16 protein-coding genes and 1 tRNA gene are annotated in these 19995 nt (G+C 71.4%); 8 read left to right on the top strand and 9 right to left on the bottom strand.

The genetic code is table 11. The features are described 5' to 3' along the window. Positions 1-10 precede the first annotated feature (10 nt). The 7 genes from pknB to LQF12_RS00400 are packed head-to-tail and all read right to left on the bottom strand — an operon-like array spanning position 11 to position 9035. Positions 11-1972: a Stk1 family PASTA domain-containing Ser/Thr kinase gene (gene pknB / locus LQF12_RS00370; RefSeq protein WP_231054033.1), complete on the bottom strand. Its 1962-nt coding sequence runs from the start codon at positions 1970-1972 to the stop codon at positions 11-13. Continuing rightward, positions 1973-3508 (bottom strand): serine/threonine-protein kinase, encoded by a 1536-nt coding sequence (locus LQF12_RS00375; RefSeq protein ID WP_231054034.1) that lies wholly within the window; start codon positions 3506-3508, stop codon positions 1973-1975. Next, positions 3505-4962 carry a peptidoglycan D,D-transpeptidase FtsI family protein gene (locus LQF12_RS00380; RefSeq protein ID WP_231054035.1) on the bottom strand — a complete coding sequence of 486 codons (1458 nt, stop codon included), beginning with the start codon at positions 4960-4962 and terminating at the stop codon, positions 3505-3507. The genes LQF12_RS00375 and LQF12_RS00380 overlap by 4 nt, the downstream gene beginning before the upstream one ends. After that, positions 4959-6458 carry an FtsW/RodA/SpoVE family cell cycle protein gene (locus LQF12_RS00385; RefSeq protein WP_231054036.1) on the bottom strand — a complete coding sequence of 500 codons (1500 nt, stop codon included), beginning with the start codon at positions 6456-6458 and terminating at the stop codon, positions 4959-4961. Before LQF12_RS00385 ends, LQF12_RS00380 begins: the two co-directional genes overlap by 4 nt. Then, positions 6458-7840: a PP2C family protein-serine/threonine phosphatase gene (locus LQF12_RS00390; protein WP_231054037.1), complete on the bottom strand. Its 1383-nt coding sequence runs from the start codon at positions 7838-7840 to the stop codon at positions 6458-6460. Before LQF12_RS00390 ends, LQF12_RS00385 begins: the two co-directional genes overlap by 1 nt. A gap of 8 nt (positions 7841-7848) precedes the next feature. Further along, positions 7849-8328 (bottom strand): FHA domain-containing protein FhaB/FipA, encoded by a 480-nt coding sequence (locus LQF12_RS00395; RefSeq protein WP_231054038.1) that lies wholly within the window; start codon positions 8326-8328, stop codon positions 7849-7851. After that, positions 8325-9035 (bottom strand): FHA domain-containing protein, encoded by a 711-nt coding sequence (locus LQF12_RS00400; protein ID WP_231054039.1) that lies wholly within the window; start codon positions 9033-9035, stop codon positions 8325-8327. Before LQF12_RS00400 ends, LQF12_RS00395 begins: the two co-directional genes overlap by 4 nt. A 344-nt stretch (positions 9036-9379) precedes the next feature. On the opposite strand from LQF12_RS00400, the gene LQF12_RS00405 reads away from it, so the two are divergent. Continuing rightward, a tRNA-Leu gene (locus LQF12_RS00405) sits at positions 9380-9463 on the top strand. A gap of 58 nt (positions 9464-9521) precedes the next feature. Here LQF12_RS00405 and LQF12_RS00410 read toward each other — a convergent pair. After that, the gene (locus LQF12_RS00410) at positions 9522-11897 is read right to left on the bottom strand and encodes a hypothetical protein (protein ID WP_231054040.1); all 2376 of its coding nucleotides are present in this window, start codon (positions 11895-11897) and stop codon (positions 9522-9524) included. A gap of 397 nt (positions 11898-12294) precedes the next feature. On the opposite strand from LQF12_RS00410, the gene LQF12_RS00415 reads away from it, so the two are divergent. Genes LQF12_RS00415 through LQF12_RS00435 form a run of 5 tightly spaced genes read left to right on the top strand, consistent with a single transcriptional unit; the run spans position 12295 to position 16729 of the window. After that, positions 12295-13341 carry a phosphate/phosphite/phosphonate ABC transporter substrate-binding protein gene (locus tag LQF12_RS00415; RefSeq protein WP_231054041.1) on the top strand — a complete coding sequence of 349 codons (1047 nt, stop codon included), beginning with the start codon at positions 12295-12297 and terminating at the stop codon, positions 13339-13341. Between the two features lie 14 nt (positions 13342-13355). Beyond that, complete coding sequence (gene phnC, locus LQF12_RS00420; protein WP_231054042.1) at positions 13356-14177, top strand: phosphonate ABC transporter ATP-binding protein; 822 nt, start codon at positions 13356-13358, stop codon at positions 14175-14177. Positions 14178-14179: 2 nt separating this feature from the next. Beyond that, positions 14180-15013 (top strand): phosphonate ABC transporter, permease protein PhnE, encoded by an 834-nt coding sequence (gene phnE / locus LQF12_RS00425; RefSeq protein WP_231054043.1) that lies wholly within the window; start codon positions 14180-14182, stop codon positions 15011-15013. Beyond that, positions 15010-15894, top strand: a complete 885-nt coding sequence (gene phnE / locus LQF12_RS00430) for a phosphonate ABC transporter, permease protein PhnE (RefSeq protein WP_231054044.1) — start codon at positions 15010-15012, stop codon at positions 15892-15894. Before phnE (LQF12_RS00425) ends, phnE (LQF12_RS00430) begins: the two co-directional genes overlap by 4 nt. A gap of 7 nt (positions 15895-15901) precedes the next feature. Continuing rightward, positions 15902-16729 carry a MurR/RpiR family transcriptional regulator gene (locus tag LQF12_RS00435; protein ID WP_231054045.1) on the top strand — a complete coding sequence of 276 codons (828 nt, stop codon included), beginning with the start codon at positions 15902-15904 and terminating at the stop codon, positions 16727-16729. Positions 16730-16738: 9 nt separating this feature from the next. Here LQF12_RS00435 and rlmC read toward each other — a convergent pair whose 3' ends face one another. Next, complete coding sequence (gene rlmC / locus LQF12_RS00440; protein WP_231054046.1) at positions 16739-17851, bottom strand: 23S rRNA (uracil(747)-C(5))-methyltransferase RlmC; 1113 nt, start codon at positions 17849-17851, stop codon at positions 16739-16741. Between the two features lie 209 nt (positions 17852-18060). Here rlmC and LQF12_RS00445 point away from each other — a divergent pair, with 209 nt between their 5' ends. Further along, the gene (locus LQF12_RS00445; RefSeq protein ID WP_231054047.1) at positions 18061-19083 is read left to right on the top strand and encodes an ABC transporter permease; all 1023 of its coding nucleotides are present in this window, start codon (positions 18061-18063) and stop codon (positions 19081-19083) included. A 19-nt stretch (positions 19084-19102) separates the two neighbouring features. Next, positions 19103-19981 carry a carbohydrate ABC transporter permease gene (locus LQF12_RS00450; RefSeq protein ID WP_231054048.1) on the top strand — a complete coding sequence of 293 codons (879 nt, stop codon included), beginning with the start codon at positions 19103-19105 and terminating at the stop codon, positions 19979-19981. The last annotated feature ends 14 nt before the right edge of the window (positions 19982-19995 follow it).

The following is a 19995-nucleotide window of genomic DNA, read 5'->3' on the forward strand; positions in this document are numbered from 1 at the left end:
TCGAGGGCGGTCAGCCGTTCCCGCTGTTGTCACTGTTGGGATTGCCACCACTGTTCGGGTTGCCGCCGCCGTTCCCGCCGTCCGCACCGTCGTCGGTGTCCGCGCCGTCGTTGCCGCCGTCGGCTCCGTCATCATCGGCGCCCTCGTCGGCGGAGTCGCCCGTCGGTTCCTCGGTGGGCTCCTCGGTCGGTTCCTCGGTGGGCTCCGGCGCGGGCACGGAGACCTCCAGATCGACAGTGCTGCCGATCGGGATCACGCCTTCGCGGCTCTGGCTCAGCACCACGCCGATGTCGCCCTCGCTGACCTCGCGCTCGGTGATCGCGACGTTGAGGTTGAGCTCATCGAGGATGTTGCGCACCTCCTCGAGGTCCCGCCCGGTGATGTCCTCGAGCTCGACGTTGCCGGTCCCGAGCACCACCTGGATCTGCTCATCCGGCGCGACCGAGCTCCCGGCCTCCGGATCGGTGCGGATGGCCTCGTCGGCGTCGTACTCGGGGTTGTTCTCGGTGGAGGTGCTGATCCCGGCGGCGTCGAAGCCGGTATCGATGAGCACCTGACGGGCCCGGTCCTGCGAGAGCCCCTCCACGTCAGGGATCTCGATCGCGTCCGGACCGGTCGAGAACCAGACCGTGACCGGGCTCTCCGGCTCCACGGCCGTCTCGGGGCCGGGATCGGATCGGATGGCCTGATCGGCCGGGACCTCGGGATCGGCCTCGGACTCGACCACGAGCTCCAGGCCCTCGTACCCCTCGATCGGGGCGCCGTCCTCATCGAGCGGGATCACCTCGGCCAGCGCGGTGCGTGCCTCGTCCTGGGTCATGCCGGCCACGTCGGGCACGGTGACCTGCGGCGGCTCCTCGGGCTCGCCGGCCGGCCGGTTGAGCAGCAGCAGCACGATGGCGACGGCGGCGATCACCCCGACGGTGGCCAGGATCCAGATGAGTGCCTTGTTCGAGCGCGGCTCGTCCTCCTCGACGGCCTCGGCGCGGGTCTCCCGGCGGCTCGGCGGCGGCTCGGAGCCCATGCCGCCCAGCACCTGGGTGGCACCGGCCGCCGCTCCGGCGGCGCCCGCGGCACCGGCGAGCGCGCCGACGGCGGGCGCCCGGACCACGCCGTCGGAGATCGCGGCGTCCAGGTCGGAGCGGAACTCCGCGGCGGTGGAGTAACGCTGGTCGCGATCCTTGGCGAGGGCCTTCATCACGATCCGGTCCAGCGCCTCGGGCACGTCGGAGGCGCGCGAGCTCGGCGGCTGCGCCTGCTCGCTGACGTGCTGGTAGGCCACCGAGACGGCGGAGTCACCGGTGAACGGCGGCTGCCCGGTGAGCAGTTCGTAGAGCAGGCAGCCGGTGGAGTAGAGGTCGGACCGGGTGTCCACGACCTCCCCGCGGGCCTGCTCGGGGCTGAGGTACTGAGCCGTTCCGACCACGGCCTGGGTCTGGGTCATCGTGGCCGCCGAGTCGGCCATGGCGCGGGCGATGCCGAAGTCCATCACCTTCACCGCGCCGGTGGGGGTGAGCATCACGTTCGCGGGCTTGATGTCGCGGTGCACGATGCCGGCGTGGTGGGAGTACTCCAGCGCGGAGAGCACACCCTGGGTGATCTCGACCGCCTCGTCCAGGGGTAGCGCCGAGCCGTCGCGCAGGAGGTCGCGGACCGTGTGACCCTCGACGTACTCCATCACGATGAAGGGGATCATCGTCTCCGACCCGTCGGGGCCGGTCACGGCCTGCTCGCCGGTGTCGTACACCGAGACGATCGCCGGGTGGTTCAGCGACGCCGCCGATTGCGCCTCGCGCTGGAAGCGGGTGTGGAAACTCGGGTCCCGGGCGAGGTCGGAGCGCAGCACCTTGATGGCCACGGACCGGCCGAGCCGGTTGTCCTTGCCGATGAACACCTCGGCCATACCGCCGCGACCGATCAGCTCACCGATCTCGTAGCGGCCCGCGAGCACCCGGGGAACGTCGTTGGCCACTTAGCGTTCCTTCACTGTCTCGGGGAGGGGCTCAGACCACCGGCCGGGCCGGACCAGGAGGGTCAGGACTGCCACCGACGGCGATGCTGCAGCGCCCAGCCTACTGAACAACGCCACCAGGAGTGTCGTCAGCGCCACGGCGGCGACCGCCAGCACGATCCAGCGGCCCGTCCGGCCGAGCCGCTCCAGCAGGCCGATCGGGCCGTGCCGCGGACCGGTCCGGTCGGCACTGCGGTCGCCACCGCGGGCCCCGGGGCGCAGATCCCGGCGCGTCAGCGGCCCGGGGGAGGGGTCCGAACCGGAGGTGGGGCGGGGGCGCCGCGTCTGTGTGGGGGCCTGGCGTGTCTCAGGTGGCGGCTCAGGGAGCGGCACGCGGTACCGGTGGGCGTGCCCCTCGACCGGTCGCCAGCGCGGTGCCAGGGCGTCCTCGGGCGCGGGGACCGGGGCGTCGCGGTCATCCTCGGCACGGTCGGCATCACCATCGCCGGCCCGGTGGTCCCCGGCCGGCCGTGATGCTCGGGCCGCCACCATCGGGTTGCGCCGCGCCGCCTCGGCCAGGGTGCGCCGATGCCCACCGGCGGGTGACTCCGGGACCGTCGGAGCGGCAGAACTGGCGCCGCGAGCCGGCTCCGGCACGGGGGCCGGCGCGCGGGTGGGTGGCGGCGCCGGTGCGGCGACCGCCGTGGCCGGTGGCTCGTCGACCTCGATCGGCACCCGCAGCGCCTCGGTCAGCGCCTCCAGCGTGCGGGCCAGCGATGCCGCCGAGCGTGGCCGCTGCTCGGGATCCTTGGCCAGCATGTGCCGCACGATCTCCTGCACGCGCTCGTCGACGTCCTCCGGCAGGGCAGGCACCTGCTGGTTCACGTGCGCGAAGGCGATGTCCACCTGGGAGGTGCCGGTGAAGGGGCGCCGCCCGGCGAGCGCCTCATAGGCGACCACCCCGAGTGCGTAGATGTCCCCGGCGCCGGTGGCCGCCCGGCCCATCGCCTGCTCCGGCGGCAGGTACTGGGCAGTCCCCATCACCATCCCGGCGGCGGTCATCGGCGCCTGGTTGGCGCCGAGCGAGATCCCGAAATCGGTGATCTTCACGTACCCGTCCCGGGTGAGCAGGATGTTGGACGGCTTGACGTCGCGGTGGACCACCCCGGCCATGTGCGCGGTGTGCAGGGCGCGCGCGGTCTGGGCCAGGATCGGCAGCACCTGCGCCGGCTCCAAGGTCCGCTCACGGCGCAGCAGGTCCTCCAGCGACTCGCCCAGGACGAGCTCCATGATCAGGTAGCCCGAGCCGCGCTGCTCGCCGTAGTCGTACATGGCGGCGATGTTCTGGTGGGACAGCGCGGCGGAGTTGCGGGCCTCGGCGCGCAGGCGCTCCAGGAAAAGGGTGTCCCCGGCGAACTCCGCGCGCAGCACCTTGGCCGCCACGTGGCGGCGCAGGTGCAGGTCGGTCGCGACCCAGATCTCCCCCATGCCCCCGGTGGCGAGCCGCTCGGTGAGCTCGTACCGTCCCCCGAGCAGTAACCCTGCTGTCGGCGTCATTCGGCGAGCACCGCCTGGATGATCTGGCGCGCGACCGGCGCGGCCACGGAGGCCCCGGTGCCCTCGTCCCCGAAGGCGCCGCCGTCCTCGACCACGACGGCGACGGCGATCTGCGGGTCGTCGGCCGGGGCGAAGGCGGTGAACCACGCGTCGGGGGCGATGTCGTCGTCCAGGCCGGTCTCCGCCGTCCCGGTCTTGCCCGCCACCTGGACGCCGGAGATCTGCCCAGGGGACCCGGTGCCGTTGTCGACCACGTTGACCATCAGGTCCCGCATCGTCGCGGCGGTGCTCGCCGAGATCGGCTCGGCGAACACCTCCGGCTCGGTGCGGGAAGTCACCTGGAGGTCGGGCCCACGCTCGGTGGCGATGAGGTAGGGGCGCATCAGGTCGCCGTCGTTGGCCACGGCCGCCGAGACCATCGCCATCTGCAACGGCGTGACGCGCACGTCGAACTGGCCGATGGCGCTCATCGCGGTCTGGGCCGGGTCCGGGTCGGCCGGGAACTGGCTCGGTGTCACCGACATCGGCACGTCCAGCGACTCCCCGAAGCCGAAGGCCTGGGCCTGCTCGCGCAGGGCGTCGTCGCCGAACTCGACGGCGAGGCTCGCGAACGGCGTATTGCACGAGACCTGCAAGGCGTACTCCAGCGTCACCGTGTCCCCGCCGCAGGTACCGCCGCCGGGGTTGCGTAGCATCGTGTCCTGCGTGCCGGGCAGCAGGTACTCGGTCGGGGCCTCGATCTCGGTGTCGGGCTGGTACTCACCGGACTCGAGCAGCATCGCCAGGTCGATGAGCTTGAAGGTCGAGCCCGGTGCGTACAGGTTGCCGCCGATGGTGCGGTTGAACAGGGGGTCACCCTCGTCCTCGACGAGCTCGGCGTAGGCGGTGTTGACGTCAGCGGTGGAGTGCGCGGCGAGCACGTTCGGGTCGTAGCTCGGGCGCGAGACCATCGCCAGGATGGCGCCGGTGGCGGGGTCGAGGGCCACGGCGGCGCCGGTGCGCCCGTCGAGGGCGTCCCAGGCCGCCTGCTGGGCGGCGGGGTCGATCGTCAGCTCCACCGAGCCGCCGCCCTGCTCTGCGCCGGTGAACAGGGTGCGCACCCGGGAGAGCAGCAGCGAATCGTCGGTGCCGTTGAGCACGGTGTTGGCGGCGCGTTCCATCCCGGTGGCCCGGTACAGGCCGTACCAGCCGGTCACCGGTGCATAGAGCGGACCGTCGGCGTACATGCGCTGGTACCCGAACGGGTCATCGACCGGCTCGGAGGAGGCGACCGGCTCCCCGGCCACCACGATCGGCCCACGGTCCTGACCGTGGTCGCGGTAGAGGGTGCGCACGTTCCGGGAGTCCGCATTCAGGGAGGACGCCTGGAAGTACTGCACGTAGGTGGCCGACCCCATGAGGGCCACGAACATGACGATGACCAGCACCGAGAGGCGCCGTAGCGGAGTGTTCATGGGTGTGGCACCACCTCGGTGTGCTGATCGCCGCCGTCATCCTCGCCTCGCCGGCCCTGGGAGGGGTGGCTGGGCTCGCGGGTGGCGGCGGCCGCCTCGGTCCGGGAACCGAGGGCGATCAGGGCGGTCTCGTTGCCCACGATCTGGCCCCCGCCCTCCGAGGCCGGACGGCGGGAGGAGTCGGAGATGCGCAGCAGCAGGCCGATGATGATCCAGTTCGACACCAGCGAGGACCCGCCGGCGGCCATGAAGGGCATGGTCAGACCGGTCAGCGGGATCAGGCGCGTGACTCCTCCGACCACGACGAAGCACTGGAAGGCGATCGTGAAGGCGAGTCCGGAGGCGAGCAGCTTGCCGAAGCCGTCCCGGACGCCGATCGCCATCCGCAGGCCGCGCTGGGCCAGCACGAGGTAGATGAGCAGGATCGCGACCAGGCCGGTCAGGCCCAGCTCCTCACCGAGGGCGGAGATGATGAAGTCGGAGTTGGCGTGGGTGGTCAGGTGCGGGAACCCCTCGCCCCAGCCGGCGCCCATCAGCCCGCCCAGGGCGAGTCCGAACAACCCGCGGACCAGCTGACCCGAACCGCCGAACTCGCGGTTGTAGATCTCGGGGTCGAGGGCGTTGAGCCAGATGTCGAACCGGTCGGCCACGTGCGGGAACAGGCTGACCGCGAGCAGGGCACCGGCGGCGAACATCAGCAGCCCGATGAGGATCCAGCTGACGCGTTCGGTGGCCACGTAGAGCATCGCCACGAACAGACCGAAGAAGAGCAGCGAGGTGCCCAGGTCCCGCTCGACCACGAGCACGCCGATCGCCACAGCCCACGCCAGCAGCAGCGGGCCGAGATCCCGCAGGCGGGGCAGCTGCAGACCGAGGATCTTCGGCCCGGCGAGCGTCAGCACGTCCCGGTTGGTGACCAGGTACCCGGCGAAGAAGACGGCCAGCAGGATCTTCGCGATCTCGGCCGGCTGGAAGGAGAGCGGGCCCAGCTCGATCCACAGCTGGGCGCCGTTACGGCTCACGCCCAGCCCGGGGGTCATCGGCAGTATCAGCAGCACCAGGCCCGCGACCATCGCGGTGAAGGTGTAGCGGCGCAACGTGCGGTGGTCGCGCAGCGCGATGATCACCGCGGTGGCGAGAACCGCGCCGAGGGCTGTCCACATCAGCTGCCGGGGGCCGGCGGCGAAGGGGATGCCTCGGGCGGTCATGCCGATGTCGATGCGGTGGATCATCGCCAGCCCGATCCCGTTCAGGGCCAGCACCAAGGGCACGAGCAACGGGTCGGCGTAGCGGGCGCGCCAACGCACCGCCAGGTGCAGCACCACGGCGACGGCGACCAGCACCAGGACGTAGGTGAGGAAGCCCTCCGGCAGGGTGCCGCCGGTGTTGAGCCCGACGAGGGCGTAGCCGCCCACGCCCAGGGCGACGGCGAGCAGCAGCAGCCACACCTCGATCGCGCGGCCCGTGCGGATCCTGCTCGGTGCGACGGTGGCCATCAGGTGAGCACCGCCGTCGGGACGTTCGTGGGCCGGCCGTGGGCCGTGCTCGTCGCGGTCGGATCGGGCTCGGGAGTGTCGGTCGGATCGGACGGCTCGGTCGGCTCCGGTGTCGCCGGCTCCTCGGGCGGGAGCTGCTCGCGCAGACCGGCGACGATCTCCTGCGCGTCCGCCAGGCTGGTCGCTGCGATGTGACCGTGCACCCGGCCGCGCGCGAACGTGGGCAACTGGTCGAGCTCGATGTCGGTGACCTCGTGCACGTCCGAGAGGGCGAGCGGACCGAGGCTCTGCGGGATGCCCTGGTAGACCACGACGTGCTCGCCGTCGGTTCCGACGTAGTACTGCGTCTGCGACCAGCGGTAGCCGATCGTGGCGGCGCCTGCCAGCAGCGCCAGGAGGACGACCGCCGTGATCGTCCATCGCAGCACCTTCCGGCCCCTCGGCTCGGGCGGGTCGAGCTCGGCGAGCGCCTCCCGTTCGGTGCGTCCGACGTCGTCGGTGCCGTCCTCGGCCGGGGTGCCCGCCCGGTCACCACCGGCAGCCTGGCGGGCCAGCGCGGCGGCCCGTGCGGCCGCCCCGGTGCCGCCGCGGGTGGGGCGCTCGCGGTCGACGGCGGCCGCTCCGACGATCTGCGGTGCCATCTCGGGCAGGTCGGTGGCGTCGACGACGTCGGCGAGGACGACGGTCACGTTGTCGGGGGCGCCGGCGCGCAGTGCCAGGTCCACGAGATCGTCGGCGCAGCGGCCCGGGTCGGTCTGCGCGCGCAGGGTCTCGGAGATGGTGTCGGTGGAGACGTAGGAGGACAGGCCGTCGGAGCACAGCAGCCAGCGGTCCCCGATGCGGGCTTCGCGCACCGATTCGTCCAGCGTCGGGGAGGTGGGGTCGTCGCCGAGCACGCGCAGCAGCACCGAGCGCTGCGGGTGGTGCTCGGCCTCCTCCTCGGTGAGCTGGCCGGTGCTGACCAGGTGGTGGACGAGGGTGTGGTCCTCGGTGATCTGCGTGAGCTCGTCCTCGCGCAGCAGGTAGGCGCGCGAGTCGCCCACGTGGACCATCGCGAGCTTGCGGCCCGAGCGCAGCAGGGCGATGACGGTCGTTCCGAGGCCGTGGAGCTCTGGCCGGTCGCTGGTGTAGTCCACCAGGTCGGAGTGGGCGGAGGAGATGGCGCGGCGCAGCTGGTCGAGCAGGTCGTCACCGCCGTGGGCCTCGCCGTCGAGGGCAGCCAGGTGGGCCACCGCCACCGAGGAGGCGATGTCGCCACCGGCGGGGCCCCCCATGCCGTCGGCGAGGACGAGCAGCTGCGGGCCGGCGTAGCCGGAGTCCTGGTTGACGGTGCGGACCAGCCCCACGTCGGAGCGGGCCGCGTACCTGAGCGCGACGGACACGGCGGGGCCTACCGTTGCAGCTCGATGATCGTCTGTCCGATCCGCACCGGGGTGCCCATCTCCACCGGCACCGGTTCGTGCACCCGTGTCGACCCCAGGTAGGTGCCGTTGCGTGAGCCGAGATCCTCGACCCACCAGCGCCCCTGGTCAGGGAAGATGCGCGCGTGCCGGGCCGAGCAGTAGTCGTCCTCGAGCACCAGGGTCGAGCCCGGGGCGCGACCGATCAGGATGGCGGAGCTGCTGAGCTGCAGCGTGGTGCCGTTCAGCGGACCGGCCGTGACCCGCAGGCGGGTCGGGGTCTCCCGGCCGCGCGGGCCGGTGGAGCGCTGCTGGGCGCTGGGACGGCGGTTGCCGGTGAGGACCGAGCCGCGTGCGAGCACCCTGGTGCCGAAGACGTCCCGGCGCAGCACGGCGATCGCGGAGAGCACGAGCAGCCAGATCAGCGCCAGGTAGCCCAACCGCAGGAGGGTGACGATCAGTTCGCTCACGCCGTGGCACCGGTGTCCTCGGTGCCGGACCAGTACATGATCCGGGTGCGTCCGATGGTGAGGGTGTTGCCGTCGACGAGGGTGGCGGCGTCGACGTGGTGGCCCTCGACGTAGGTGCCGTTGGTGGACCCGAGATCGGAGGCCACGACGCCCTCGGAGGTGATCCTGATCTCCAGGTGCCGCCGGGAGACGCCGGTGTCATCGACGATGATGTCGGCCTCCGAGCCGCGGCCGACCACGGTGACCGGTCCGGTGAGCAGGTAGCGCTGGCCGTCGATGTCCAGGATCGGGTGGCGGGGACTGGGGCGTTCGGTGGTGGCGGGGGCGGCCGCGCCTCGTCGCGAGGAGGAGCGCACGCGGAACCGGCCGGGTTCGAGGTCCTCGGCCTGGTCGAACTGCACGTCGACCGGACCCACGAAGACGTAGCGCTGGCTGGTGGCGTGATCGGTGGCCGCAGCGATCATCTCCTCGGCCATCGCGTCCTCACCCCAGTCGAGGACCTGGTCGTAGTCCTTGCGGGCGAGCTCGACCGTGAACGTGTTCGGCACCACGGTGCGGCCACGGGAGAGCGCGGCGGTGCGCTCGTCCATGTCCCGCCGGATGGCGCTGGCGATCTCGACGGGCTTGAGGTCGGAGCGGAACGCCTTCGCGAAGGCGTTGTTCACCACGCGCTCGACCCCCTTCTCGAACCGGTCGAGGACTCCCATAGCGCACCTCCCAAGGACCTCGTCGCGTCGGATTCGCCGTAGTCGCCGTGTGGGCCCTCCGGGTCCCACGACGCGCCACGGACGTCGTTCTCCCTGGGAATCGTATGCTCTCGCGCGCGCCGGCGGGGAAACGGCGTGCCGGGGTGGGGTGCTTTGGTGCCTCGGCCGGACCTGTCCTCCCGGTGCCGACCGAGGTTCCCGGCGCAGAAGGAGGTACCAGGCCCGGTCCTCGCCCGGAGGGTGGGTCGGTGCTGGTGGGGTGCCGGCGGGTGGCTGGCGCCGTCGGCGATCGTGTACTCTTGCCCTCGGTGTTCGCGCCGCTCCGGCGGCCGATCCACCGGCTCGCGCGAGTGGCGGAATAGGCAGACGCGCACGGTTCAGGTCCGTGTGCCCGAAAGGGCGTGGGGGTTCAACTCCCCCCTCGCGCACAGCGAGCGTTCCGGCCCCCGACCCTGGTGACACCAGTGGTCAAGGGCCGTTCGTCTGTCAGTGCCGTGGCGGGCGGTCCGGCTGCTGCAGCCGCTCCCGCCAGGAGAGCACCGTCAGCCCGAGCGCGATGAGCAGGGCAGCGGCCGCCGTCAGGCGCCAGCCGGTCGCCGGACCCAGCATCGACCCCGTCTCGGCGAGCTCGGGCACCGTCGCCGTCGCAGGCGCCGCCACAGGTTGTGGCTCGGCCGGCTGCTCGGGCTGCGGTGGGGTGGCCGGTGGGGCGGTGACCACGGTCGTCTCGTTGGGCACGCCGCAGATCCCCTCACCGACGACCTCGCGGCGCTCCTCGTTCTCCCGCACGAGTCGCTCCACCCAGAACACGTGCCCGGGCGTCTCCAGGTCCACCGGCTCGGACTCGACCTGGCCCGCCCCCTCGATCGGTGCCGTCGAGACGGCGATCGGATCGGCCTCGCAGACTGCCGCGACCTCCGCGCGCTCGGCGACGACCTCGCCACCGGCGTCGAGCTCCAACGGTTCCACGTCACCGGCGGCGTAGGCGGCGAACTCGACCGACCAGTCCCAGCCGTCCTCGGCCCCGATCACCCCGTCGGGGTCACTGATGCTCGCGACGTCCACGAACGGCTCCCCAGGGCCCGCCGTCTCCTGAGCCCGCGTGGTGACCGTCGGTGCCCGCGCCACCTGCAGCATCTCCGACTCGTCGTAGGGGGAGGTCCGCCACGGGGCCACCCGGGCGTCGCCGTCGAAGCTGGAGACGATCACGTAGTGACCGGGCGCCGACGGCGCAGCCTCGCCCTCGAACAGCACGCTCACCTCGCCGTTCACGGCGGGGCTGTCCACCTGCGCCGCGACGGGTGCGGTGTCCAGGTCCACCGGGTGGCTCTCCTCGTGCGGGCGTTGCTCGAAGGGCCCGTACAGGCGATGCGTCACCACCGGCGTGTCCGCGGTCCACGACCCGTCCAACCCGGCGAACTCCGGGTGGTCGTGCGGGAACCCGGCGACCGTGACCGTGTCGCGCACGCTGTCCCCGGGCAGGATCAGCCGGTCCGCGGCGTCCACCTGGGACGTGGCCCCACCCGGGTGCCGCACGGTGGTCGTCTCGGGTCGTTCGAAGAACGGGGTGATCACGTCGCCGAGCAGGTAGGGCTGGACCTCGGTGTCCTGGGCCTCCCGCCGCATCTGCCACACCCACGTGTAGAACCCCGGCTCGGTCGCCACGAATGCCTCCGAGGGGTAGGTCCCCGGTGCCGTCACCGTCAGTGACGTCGTCCCCGCCGCGGGCTGGCCCTCGGGCACGCTCGGCTGCTCGGCTCGTGGCTGGGCGTAGGGACCGTAGAGGGTGCCCTCGAAGGTCACCGGGACGCCATCTGCCTCCCGTCCCTCATCAGCCCCGACGGCGGCCCACCCCTGACCGGTCACGGTCACCTCGTCGATGAGTTCGGCCCCGACGGCGAGCACCTCGTCGGCCACGGTGGTGGAGATCCCGGGCTGGAAGGGCACCACGGCCTGCGCCGCCGCGGCGGCCGTGACGCGCTGGGTGCGCCCGGCGGGGAACAGCCGCTGGGAGGAGGCGTCGCCGTCGAGGGGGTCCATCCGGTGCAGGGCGCCGGGCAGGCCGGTCACGCTCAGCTCCACGCTCACCTCGCCGTTGCCGGTGACCGTCAGCGGCTGCGCGAGCGGGCCCGCCTGCGTGGTGCCGGCGGCGTTCCTGGAACCGTCTTCCCATGTGGCCGGGCCGCGCAGGCTCGCCCGCCACTGGTAGCCGGGCACCCAGTCGCCGCCGGCGTCGCGGGCGCCGATCCCTGCCAGCTCGCCCTCCGTGAGGTCCAGCGTCAGCTCGCCGGCGCGGTAGGGCCCGGCGTGCTCGCGAGCCTCGGCGATCATCACGTCCGCCCGGGCGCTCGCTCCCGCGGCGATCCGGTCGGCCTCGTGGGCCTGCCAGGCGAGTTCGGCGCCGGCCAGCCGGATGGTGGCGAGGTCGGCGGCGACGGCCTCGCGCACCTCGCCGGTGTCGGCGAAGGTGGCCATCACGTAGCCGAGTTCGTGCACGACCCGTCCGCTGATCCGCGGAGCGAAGCTCCCGTCGTAGCGCTGTGGTCGCAGCGAGGTGACCGGCTGCGGATCGCTGTAGACCGAGGCGGTCTCACCGTCGGCGTCGGGGTGGCCGGGACCGAACTTGGCGCCGTCGAGCGCGCAGATGGCTCGCTCGCCGCCGGCGGCGGTGAAGGTGCCGAAGTACGAGCCGCCCGGGGTCCACCCGCCGGCGTCACGCTGCCAGCCGGTGCTCTCGGCCAGGGCCGGGACAGCTGCGGCGAGCAGGGTGGAGAGCGCGCAGATCGTGACGGCCACCGTGGCGAGCGCGCGTCGGATTCGGTCCTGGGTGTCTCGGCGGAGGCCGGGGGCTGAGGAGGTCATGTCCGGGATCGTCGCTGCTCGAGGTACTCGCGTTCCCGGAGCCCACCGGGGGCTGTGGACGGGCTGTCGACGGGCGGGAGCTGTGGATGTTCCCGCGGACGTGGTCTGGTCCACAGTGCGGGCGCCGCGGGTCGGGCTCAGGACACTCTCGCTCGCCCAGATCCCCGGCTCGCGCCATCGAACCGGACTCCCGGCACGGAACGAAGATCCCGCCTCGGCCGGTCCCCAAGACCGGCGTCGACGGGAGTGCCCGATGGTGGAGCGGGCCGAGGGGGTAGGGGAGTTCGCCTCCCTTTCGATCGCTGTTCACCTGGGTGTGGGCGATCCGTCCATAGAGCATCTCTAGCGTGGCCGCTACGTCCAGACGGGCGCACCTCTCACCCGAAAGGCATCGGCCATGCGTCAGAACCTGCGTCAGCCCACGCGTCAGACCACGCTCGTCACCGCCCTCGCCGCGGCGAGCGCTCTCGCCCTCGCCGGGTGCAGCGCCGAGGCGTCCGGCTCGGACTCCGGCGGCGGCAGCGACTCGGAGGCAACCGAGTGGCCTGAGGAGATCACCCTCTCCCTGGTCCCCTCCGTCGAGGGCGAGGACCTGGCCGAGGCACTCGACCCTCTCACCGCCTACCTCTCCGACGGGCTCGGGATCTCCGTCGAGGGCGTCGTGGCGACGGACTACGCCGCCACCGTGGAGGCGCTCGGTGCCGACCAGGCGCAGGTGCTCATCACCGACGCGGGCTCCCTCTACACGGCGATGGAGCAGTACGACGCCGAACTGATCCTGCGTGACGTCCGCTTCGGCGCCACCTCGTACGCCTCGATCGCCATGACCAACAACCCCGGCGCCTACTGCACCGACGAGGTCGTCACCGCGACCTATGGCGCCACCGGCGACGAGCTCTCCTACTGCAACGGCACCGAGACCGGGCCCGAAGCCGCCGGCCAGGGCCCCGCCGGGCTGGAGGCGCTCGCGGGCCTCGCCGAAGGCACCCCGGTCGCGCTGCAGGCGGCCACCTCCCCGGCCGGCTACCAGTACCCGGTGGTGGCGATGCGTGAGCAGGGCATCGACACCGACACCGGCATCCAGCAGATCCCGGTCGAGGGCAACAACAACGCCGTGCTGGCCGTCGCGAACGGTGATGCCGAGGTCGGCTTCGCCTACTGGGACGCACGATCCACCGTGACCGAGGAAGTGCCCACGGTCGGTGAGGACGTCGTGGTGTTCGCCTACACCGAGATGATCCCCAACGGCGGCGTGGCGGCCGCCCCGAGCCTGCCCGAGGATCTCGTCACCGAGCTCACCACGTTGATGGATGAGTACGCCGACTCCTCCGAGGAGGCCGCCGCCGTCATGTTCGACCTGGTCGGTCTCTCGGACTGGAGCGCCGACACCGCCGAGGACGAGATCACGCGCTACGGCGAGATCCTCGCCCAGTTCAGTCAGTGAACGCAGCTCAGCCAGTGACGACCCAGCCCACGGCCCAGGGCACGACGGCTTCGGCCGCTGCGCCCTGGGCGTTGTCCCTGACCGATGTCTCGGTGACCTACCCGAACGGGACCCGGGCGCTGAAGAACGTCAGCGTGCAGGTCGAGCCCGGTGAGATCGTCTCGATCGTGGGCCTGTCGGGCTCGGGGAAGTCGACTCTGATCCGCACGATCAACGGCCTGGTTCCGGTCACCTCCGGCACGGTGATCGCCGGCGGCCACGACGTCACCCGCACCCACGGGCGGGCGCTGCGCGAGTTGCGCGGACACATCGGCATGATCTTCCAGGGTTTCAACCTGGCCGACCGGGTCAGCGTGCTCGACAACGTGCTCGTGGGGCGGTTCGCGCACACCTCCAGCGTCCGCACCGTGCTCGGGCTGACCCGTTCCGCCGACCGCGAGCTGGCGCTGCGTGCGCTGGACTCGGTGGGCATGCTGGAGAAGGTCTGGACCCGGGCGGGATCGCTCTCGGGCGGGCAGAAGCAGCGCGTGGCAATCGCCCGGGCCCTCTCGCAGGAACCCTCGGTGATGCTCGCCGACGAGCCGGTGGCCAGCCTTGACCCGCCGACGGCGCACGCCGTCATGCGCGACCTCGCCCGCACGAGTAGCGAACGCGGCCTGACGGTCCTGATCAACATCCACCTCATGGACCTAGCCCGCCAGTACACCCAGCGGATGATCGGGCTGCGCGACGGGGAACTGGTCTTCGACGGCCCCGCGGCGCAGGCCCGCGACGCCGACTTCGAGGCGATCTACGGTCGCCCCGTGCGGGGCCGGGACCGGCTCGGGAACGAGTGAGCGTGCCGGCCACCACCCCGACGGCGAACGCCGGGTCACCGCCCCCGCCGGCCCTCCCGCCACGCCCGCGCAGCACCACCCAACGCGTGCTGATCGTGGCGGCCCTGTGCGCCTTCACGGCGCTCACCTGCTGGCCCGCCATCGGCGGGATCGAGATCGATCTGGCAAGCCTCGCGCGGAACTGGTCCAACGGCGCCGACAAGATCGCCCAGCTGGTGCGCCCCGACCTGACATTCCTGCCACGCACGATCGCGCCGATGCTGGAGACCCTCGCGATGGCCCTCGCCGGTGCAGCGTTCGCCGCGGTCGTCTCCATTCCGCTCACGCTCGCCGCTGCGCGGCCCAGCAACCCCGACCCCCTCACGCGCCAGCTGGTGCGGCTGTGCATCAACGTCAACCGGGCCGTCCCGGACCTGGTCTTCGCCACGGTGCTGGTCGCCATGGTCGGGGTGGGCACCCTGCCCGGGTTCCTCACGCTGTTCCTGTTCGACCTCGGCGTGGTGGTCAAGCTCGTCTCCGAGGCCGTCGACTCCGCCGATCACCCCTACCTGGAGGCCGGCAGAGCCGCAGGCGGCACGCACGCGCAGATCAACCGGGTCACCGTCCTCCCGCAGTCGTGGCCGTTGTTCGCGAACCAGTGGCTGTACTCGTTGGAGCTGAACGTGCGGATCTCGGCGATCCTCGGCATCGTGGGCGCCGGCGGGATCGGCCGGTTGCTGGACGAGCGCCGGGGCTTCTTCGCCTACGACGACGTCTCGGTGATCATCCTGGAGATCCTGGTGGTGGTCGTCCTCATCGAGATCGCCTCCAACGCGCTACGCAGGAGACTGCGATGAGCCGGCGAGAGGTAATGCTCCGCCCCGGTGCGGTGGAGCAGTCCACGGTGACGCCGCTACCACAGAGCACCCCGACCCTCCCGCCCACGCCCTCCCGCGTGACGGCGACCCTCACCGCCGTGGCGACGGGCGCCGTCGTGCTGGCCGCGACGGCCGGGCTGAACATCAGCTGGACCGAACTCGGCGACGTCCCCGGCCGGGTGGTGGAGTACCTGCGGCTGATGTTCGCCGCCCCGAACTGGGAGAAGCTGCCACGGGCGCTGTTCGAGACCTGGCGATCGATCTCGATGGCGTGGCTCGGCGCGATCGGATGCGTCGTCGTCTCCATCCCGCTGGGGATGCTCGCGGCGAGCGGGATGGGGCCAGCCTGGCTGCGCGTGGTCCTGCGGGCGATCTTCGCCGTCGTGCGCGCTGTGCCCGAGGTGATCATTGCGCTGGTGCTGCTGACCGTGACAGGGCTGACGCCGTTCACCGGCGCGCTGGCCCTCGGCATCGCCGGTATCGGGACACAGGCCAAGTGGGTGTACGAGGCGGTCGAGTCGGCCCCGACCGGAGCCACCGAGGCGGTCCGCGCCGCCGGGGGGTCCACCGCCGAGATCGCACGCTGGGCGATCTGGCCCACGGTCGCGCCCGTGCTGATGTCCCTCGCCCTGTACCGGTGTGAGATCAACATCCGCACCTCGGCTGTGCTCGGGCTGGTCGGTGCCGGCGGGATCGGCTCGATGCTGTCCAACTACACCAACTATCGCCAGTGGGACACGGTCGGCATGTTGCTCATCGTGGTCGTGGTGATCACCATGGTCTTCGACCTGATCTCCGGGTCGATCCGCCGGCGCATCATGGAGGGAGCGCGTGGCCGTGACCTGGACCGGACCCGCTGAGGCTCCGGTGTCCGCGCGGATCGCCGCGCTGGCGCCCTCGCTGCAGCCGAGCGAACGGCGCGTGGTCGATGCCATCGCCGCCGACCTCGCCGCTGCGGTGGAGTGCACCGCGCAGGAGATCGCGGACCGGGTCGGGGTGGGCCGGGCCTCGGTCATCCGTACCGCGCAGAGCCTCGGATACGACGGCTACCCCCAGCTCCGGGTGGCGCTGGCTCGCGAGGTGGCCCTCGCCCCGGCCCCCGAGCCCCCCGACGACTCCCCGATGGGGAGTCTGCGCGCCGCGGTCGACCGCTTCGCCCGCACACTGCCCCAGCTGACGGCGGCCCTCACCCCCGCGGACGTGGAACGGTTCGTCGAGGCTGTCGACGAGGCTCCCCGGGCGGTGCTCGTGGCCGCCGGGCTCTCCGCGCCGCTGGGGCTGAGCATGGCGATGCGGCTCAGCGCCGCCGGCCGGCCGGCCGAGTACCTGCCGGACACGCTCTCCCAGCTGATCGCCGCCCGCAGCCTGGAACCAGGCTCGGTGTGTCTGGTGATCTCCGGGTCCGGAGCGAACCAGCCGAGCCTCGATGCCGCCGCTGCCGCGCACGAGGCCGGGGCGCAGGTGCTCGTGCTGACGTCCTTCGCGCGGGCACCGATCGTCGAGCACGCAGACATCGCCCTGGTGATCCCCGCCGTCAGTGAATCCTTCTCCGACGAGCTCGTGCACACCTCCCGTGCCGCGCTCGCGCTCGTGATCGAGGCGCTGGTGGAGCAGGTGGTGACACGGCGGGGCACCCGTGGCCGGGAGGCGCGAGATGCGGCTCTGCGGCTGATCGGTGGACGGCTGCGGGAGTAGGGCCGGCGCTCAGCGTTCGGCCAGCACCAGCGTCTCGAAGTGCTCGGTGTGGGGGAACATGTCCAGCACCTGGGCGCGTACCGGGCGCAGCGAGGGCATCGCCGCCAGGTCTCCGGCGAGGGAGTCGACGTTGCAGCTGGAGTAGAGGACGTGCCGGACTCCGGACGCTTCCAGCCAGCGGGTCAGATCACCGATCCCGCGGCGGGGCGGGTTGACCACGACGAGGTCGGGCGCCTGGGCGGCGTCGCGCGCGAACGCGCCCGCGTCCGCCGTCTCGAACCGCACGTGGGCCAGCCTGGACCGGGCGGCGCTCGCGGTGGCGGCCGCCACCGCCTCAGCGCTGGCTTCGACCCCGATGACGTCCGTTCCCGGCCGGGCCAGGTGCATGGCGAAGCCACCCACCCCGCAGTACAGGTCCCACGCGCTGCGGTAGTCCAGGTCCGCAGTCCACGCGGCTGCGGTCCGGTACAGCGCTGCGGCGATCCCGGTGCTGGTCTGGAAGAAGCCCTGCGGCCGCAGTCCGAGCTCGACCGGCCCGATCCGCATCGGCAGGAACGCCTGGTCGGTGAGCAGGATCTCCTCGGCGCCCTCCACCACGGCGCTGTGGGTGGGGTGGAGGTTGACCGAGGCCACGCGCAGCCCGGGCAGCCGCGCGGTCAACCAGCCCAGGTGCTTGCGGATCCGGGGCACGGACTCGGTCGAGCGCAGCACGAACCGCACCAGCAGTTCGCCGTCCGGGGAGACCGTGGCCAGCACATACTTCAGCTCACCACGGCGGGTGGTGACGTCGTAGGGCACGAGCCGGGCGCGGGTGGCGAACTCTGCGAGCACCGGCAGCGAGGCCTCGAGCGCGGGCTCGTGCAGCGGGCACTCGCGCAGGTCCTGGACCCCGCCGCCGGGCACGAGGATCCCCAGGCGCGGGTCCTCGACCGTCCCGCCGGCCACCATCTTGGCCTTGTTCCGGAACCCGGACTCCGCCGAGGCGAGCGGGGCCTCCCACGCCGGCCCCTCGCCCAGTGCTGCCCGGGCGCGCTCGTGCTTGGCCGCGAGCTGGGCCCGGTACGGAGTCCGGATGATCGTGCAGGAGCGGCATCGCCCGGCGTCGAAGTAGTCGCACTGCACCTCAGTGAGGATACGGGGCCAGAGTCACGCGCCCCGGCGCGGGGTTCCGCGCCGACGCCAGGCAGGGGTTGACCGTGCCCTACGGCTGCCGTACGTTGGCCGGAACACGTTTTCCAGGGCAAGGTAGCTCGCTCCTCATCGGAGTCGGACGTCGAACTATCGGCGCCGAACAATTGCTGCAAAGCCGCAGATCGCGAGGATTGGGACAGATGGGACTTCCGACGATGGCACGGGCGGGCAAACGCAATCCTGCCCGTTCGCCTCACCGGACGCGTCGTCCGAGCTCGGGCACGTCGCCCCGACGCCGGCTGGCGCGTCGGGAGCGGATCGCTGTGGCCGTCCGGCGCGACTGGATGCTCTGGCTCTTCGCGTTGCCCGGCATGACGCTCATCCTGCTGTTCCAGTACATGCCACTGGCGAACAACGTGATCGCCTTCCAGGACTACCTTCCCTTCCTAGGGATCGCCGGTTCACCGTGGGTAGCTTTCGACAACTTCTCGGTGATCACCTCAGGGGACCCGGCGTTCGTGAACGCTCTCACGAACACCCTCCTGATCACCCTGGTGCAGACGGTCTTCGTCTTCCCGGCGCCGATCGCGATGGCCCTGCTGCTCAACTCACTGGTCTCCGAGCGGATCAAACGGTCGATCCAGTCGGTGCTCTACCTGCCGCACTTCCTTTCCTGGGTGATTGTGGTCTCGGTGTTCCAGCAGGTCCTCGGCGGCTCCGGGATGATCAACAACTTCCTGCGTTCGCGGGGCTTCGACGCCCTCGACATCATCGGTAACCCGGACGCCTTCCTAGCGCTGATCACCTCGCAGGTGATCTGGAAGGACACCGGGTGGGCGACGATCCTCTTCCTCGCGGTGCTGGCCGGTATCCCGTCCGAGCTCTATGAGGCATCCTCGCTCGACGGTGCCGGCCGGATGCGGCAGATGTGGCACGTCACGTTGCCCGGTCTGCGAGCGATCATCATCCTGCTGCTGATCCTGCGCCTGGGTGACGCCCTCACGGTGGGATTCGAGCAGATCATCCTGCTGCAGCCGGCCGTGGGCCGGGACGTCTCCGAGGTGCTTGACACCTACGTCTACAACTACGGCGTTCTCGGCGGGAACTGGGGCGTCTCAGCCGCCGTCGGGCTGGTCAAGGGTGTTGTCGGGGTCGTCCTGGTGCTCGGCGCCAACAAGCTCGCCCATATCTTCGGCGAGGAAGGGGTGTACCGCCGTGGCTAGAACCGCTACGCGAGCACGTATGGTCGATGGCCAGTACCGCCCGCACCCCGGCATCCGTGCCCTCAAGGCCGTCGTCCTGACCATCGCCTGTGCCCTCGTCATCGCACCCTTCGTGGCCATCGTCGCCACCTCGTTGGCGGATCAGCAGCAGATCGCCCGCGCCGGCGGGATGGTGCTCTGGCCGGAGACGGCCTCGGTGAGCGCCTACACCGCGATCCTGTCCGGCGGCGTCATCACACGGGCCGCGATGGTCTCGGTCGGTGTGACCGTGGTGGGGACGTCGCTGTCACTGTTCGTGAGCACCCTGCTGGCCTACGCGCTCTCGCGGCCGTACATGGCAGGCCGCGGCGTCATGCTCTGGCTGCTGCTGGCCTCACTGCTGTTCACCCCGGGGATGATCCCGACCTATCTGACCGTCAAACAGCTCGGGCTGATCGACTCCTGGTGGGCGCTGATCCTGCCGATGGCGGTCTCGGCGTTCAACGTCATCGTGATCCGTGCGTTCTTCCAGAACGTGCCGGGCGAATTGATCGACTCCGCCCGGATCGACGGCGCCAACGAATGGATGGTCTTCAGCAAGATCTGCATCCCGCTGTCCAAGGCCGTGCTCGCGGTGGTCGGGCTGTTCTACGCGGTCGGCTACTGGAACAACTTCTTCAACGCGTTGCTCTATCTCAACGACTCCTCGATGTGGCCGCTGCAGCTCGTGCTGCGCACCTACGTCATCAACGGGTCAGCGCTCTCGAGCGACGAGCTCGGCTCTCCGACGGAGATGCCGCCGGGAGATGCCATCCAGATGGCGATCCTCGTCATCTCGATCGTCCCCATCCTCTGCGTCTACCCCTTCCTGCAGAAGCACTTCGCCAAAGGCGTGCTCACCGGCGCGGTCAAAGGCTGACCGCACCACCCCAT

The sequence above is a fragment of the Ruania suaedae genome, from assembly GCF_021049265.1.
GTDB classification, from domain to species: domain Bacteria; phylum Actinomycetota; class Actinomycetes; order Actinomycetales; family Beutenbergiaceae; genus Ruania; species Ruania suaedae.

Bases quoted from the DNA above. Each gene is read 5' to 3' on its own strand.
- LQF12_RS00380 (WP_231054035.1), bottom strand. From the start codon at position 4,962: ATGAACACTCCGCTACGGCGCCTCTCGGTGCTGGTCATCGTCATGTTC.
- phnE (WP_231054044.1), top strand. From the start codon at position 15,010: ATGAGCCGGCGAGAGGTAATGCTCCGCCCCGGTGCGGTGGAGCAGTCC.
- LQF12_RS00400 (WP_231054039.1), bottom strand. From the start codon at position 9,035: ATGGGAGTCCTCGACCGGTTCGAGAAGGGGGTCGAGCGCGTGGTGAAC.
- LQF12_RS00385 (WP_231054036.1), bottom strand. From the start codon at position 6,458: ATGGCCACCGTCGCACCGAGCAGGATCCGCACGGGCCGCGCGATCGAG.
- LQF12_RS00415 (WP_231054041.1), top strand. From the start codon at position 12,295: ATGCGTCAGAACCTGCGTCAGCCCACGCGTCAGACCACGCTCGTCACC.
- LQF12_RS00445 (WP_231054047.1), top strand. From the start codon at position 18,061: ATGGGACTTCCGACGATGGCACGGGCGGGCAAACGCAATCCTGCCCGT.
- LQF12_RS00450 (WP_231054048.1), top strand. From the start codon at position 19,103: ATGGTCGATGGCCAGTACCGCCCGCACCCCGGCATCCGTGCCCTCAAG.
- LQF12_RS00375 (WP_231054034.1), bottom strand. From the start codon at position 3,508: ATGACGCCGACAGCAGGGTTACTGCTCGGGGGACGGTACGAGCTCACC.
- LQF12_RS00410 (WP_231054040.1), bottom strand. From the start codon at position 11,897: ATGACCTCCTCAGCCCCCGGCCTCCGCCGAGACACCCAGGACCGAATC.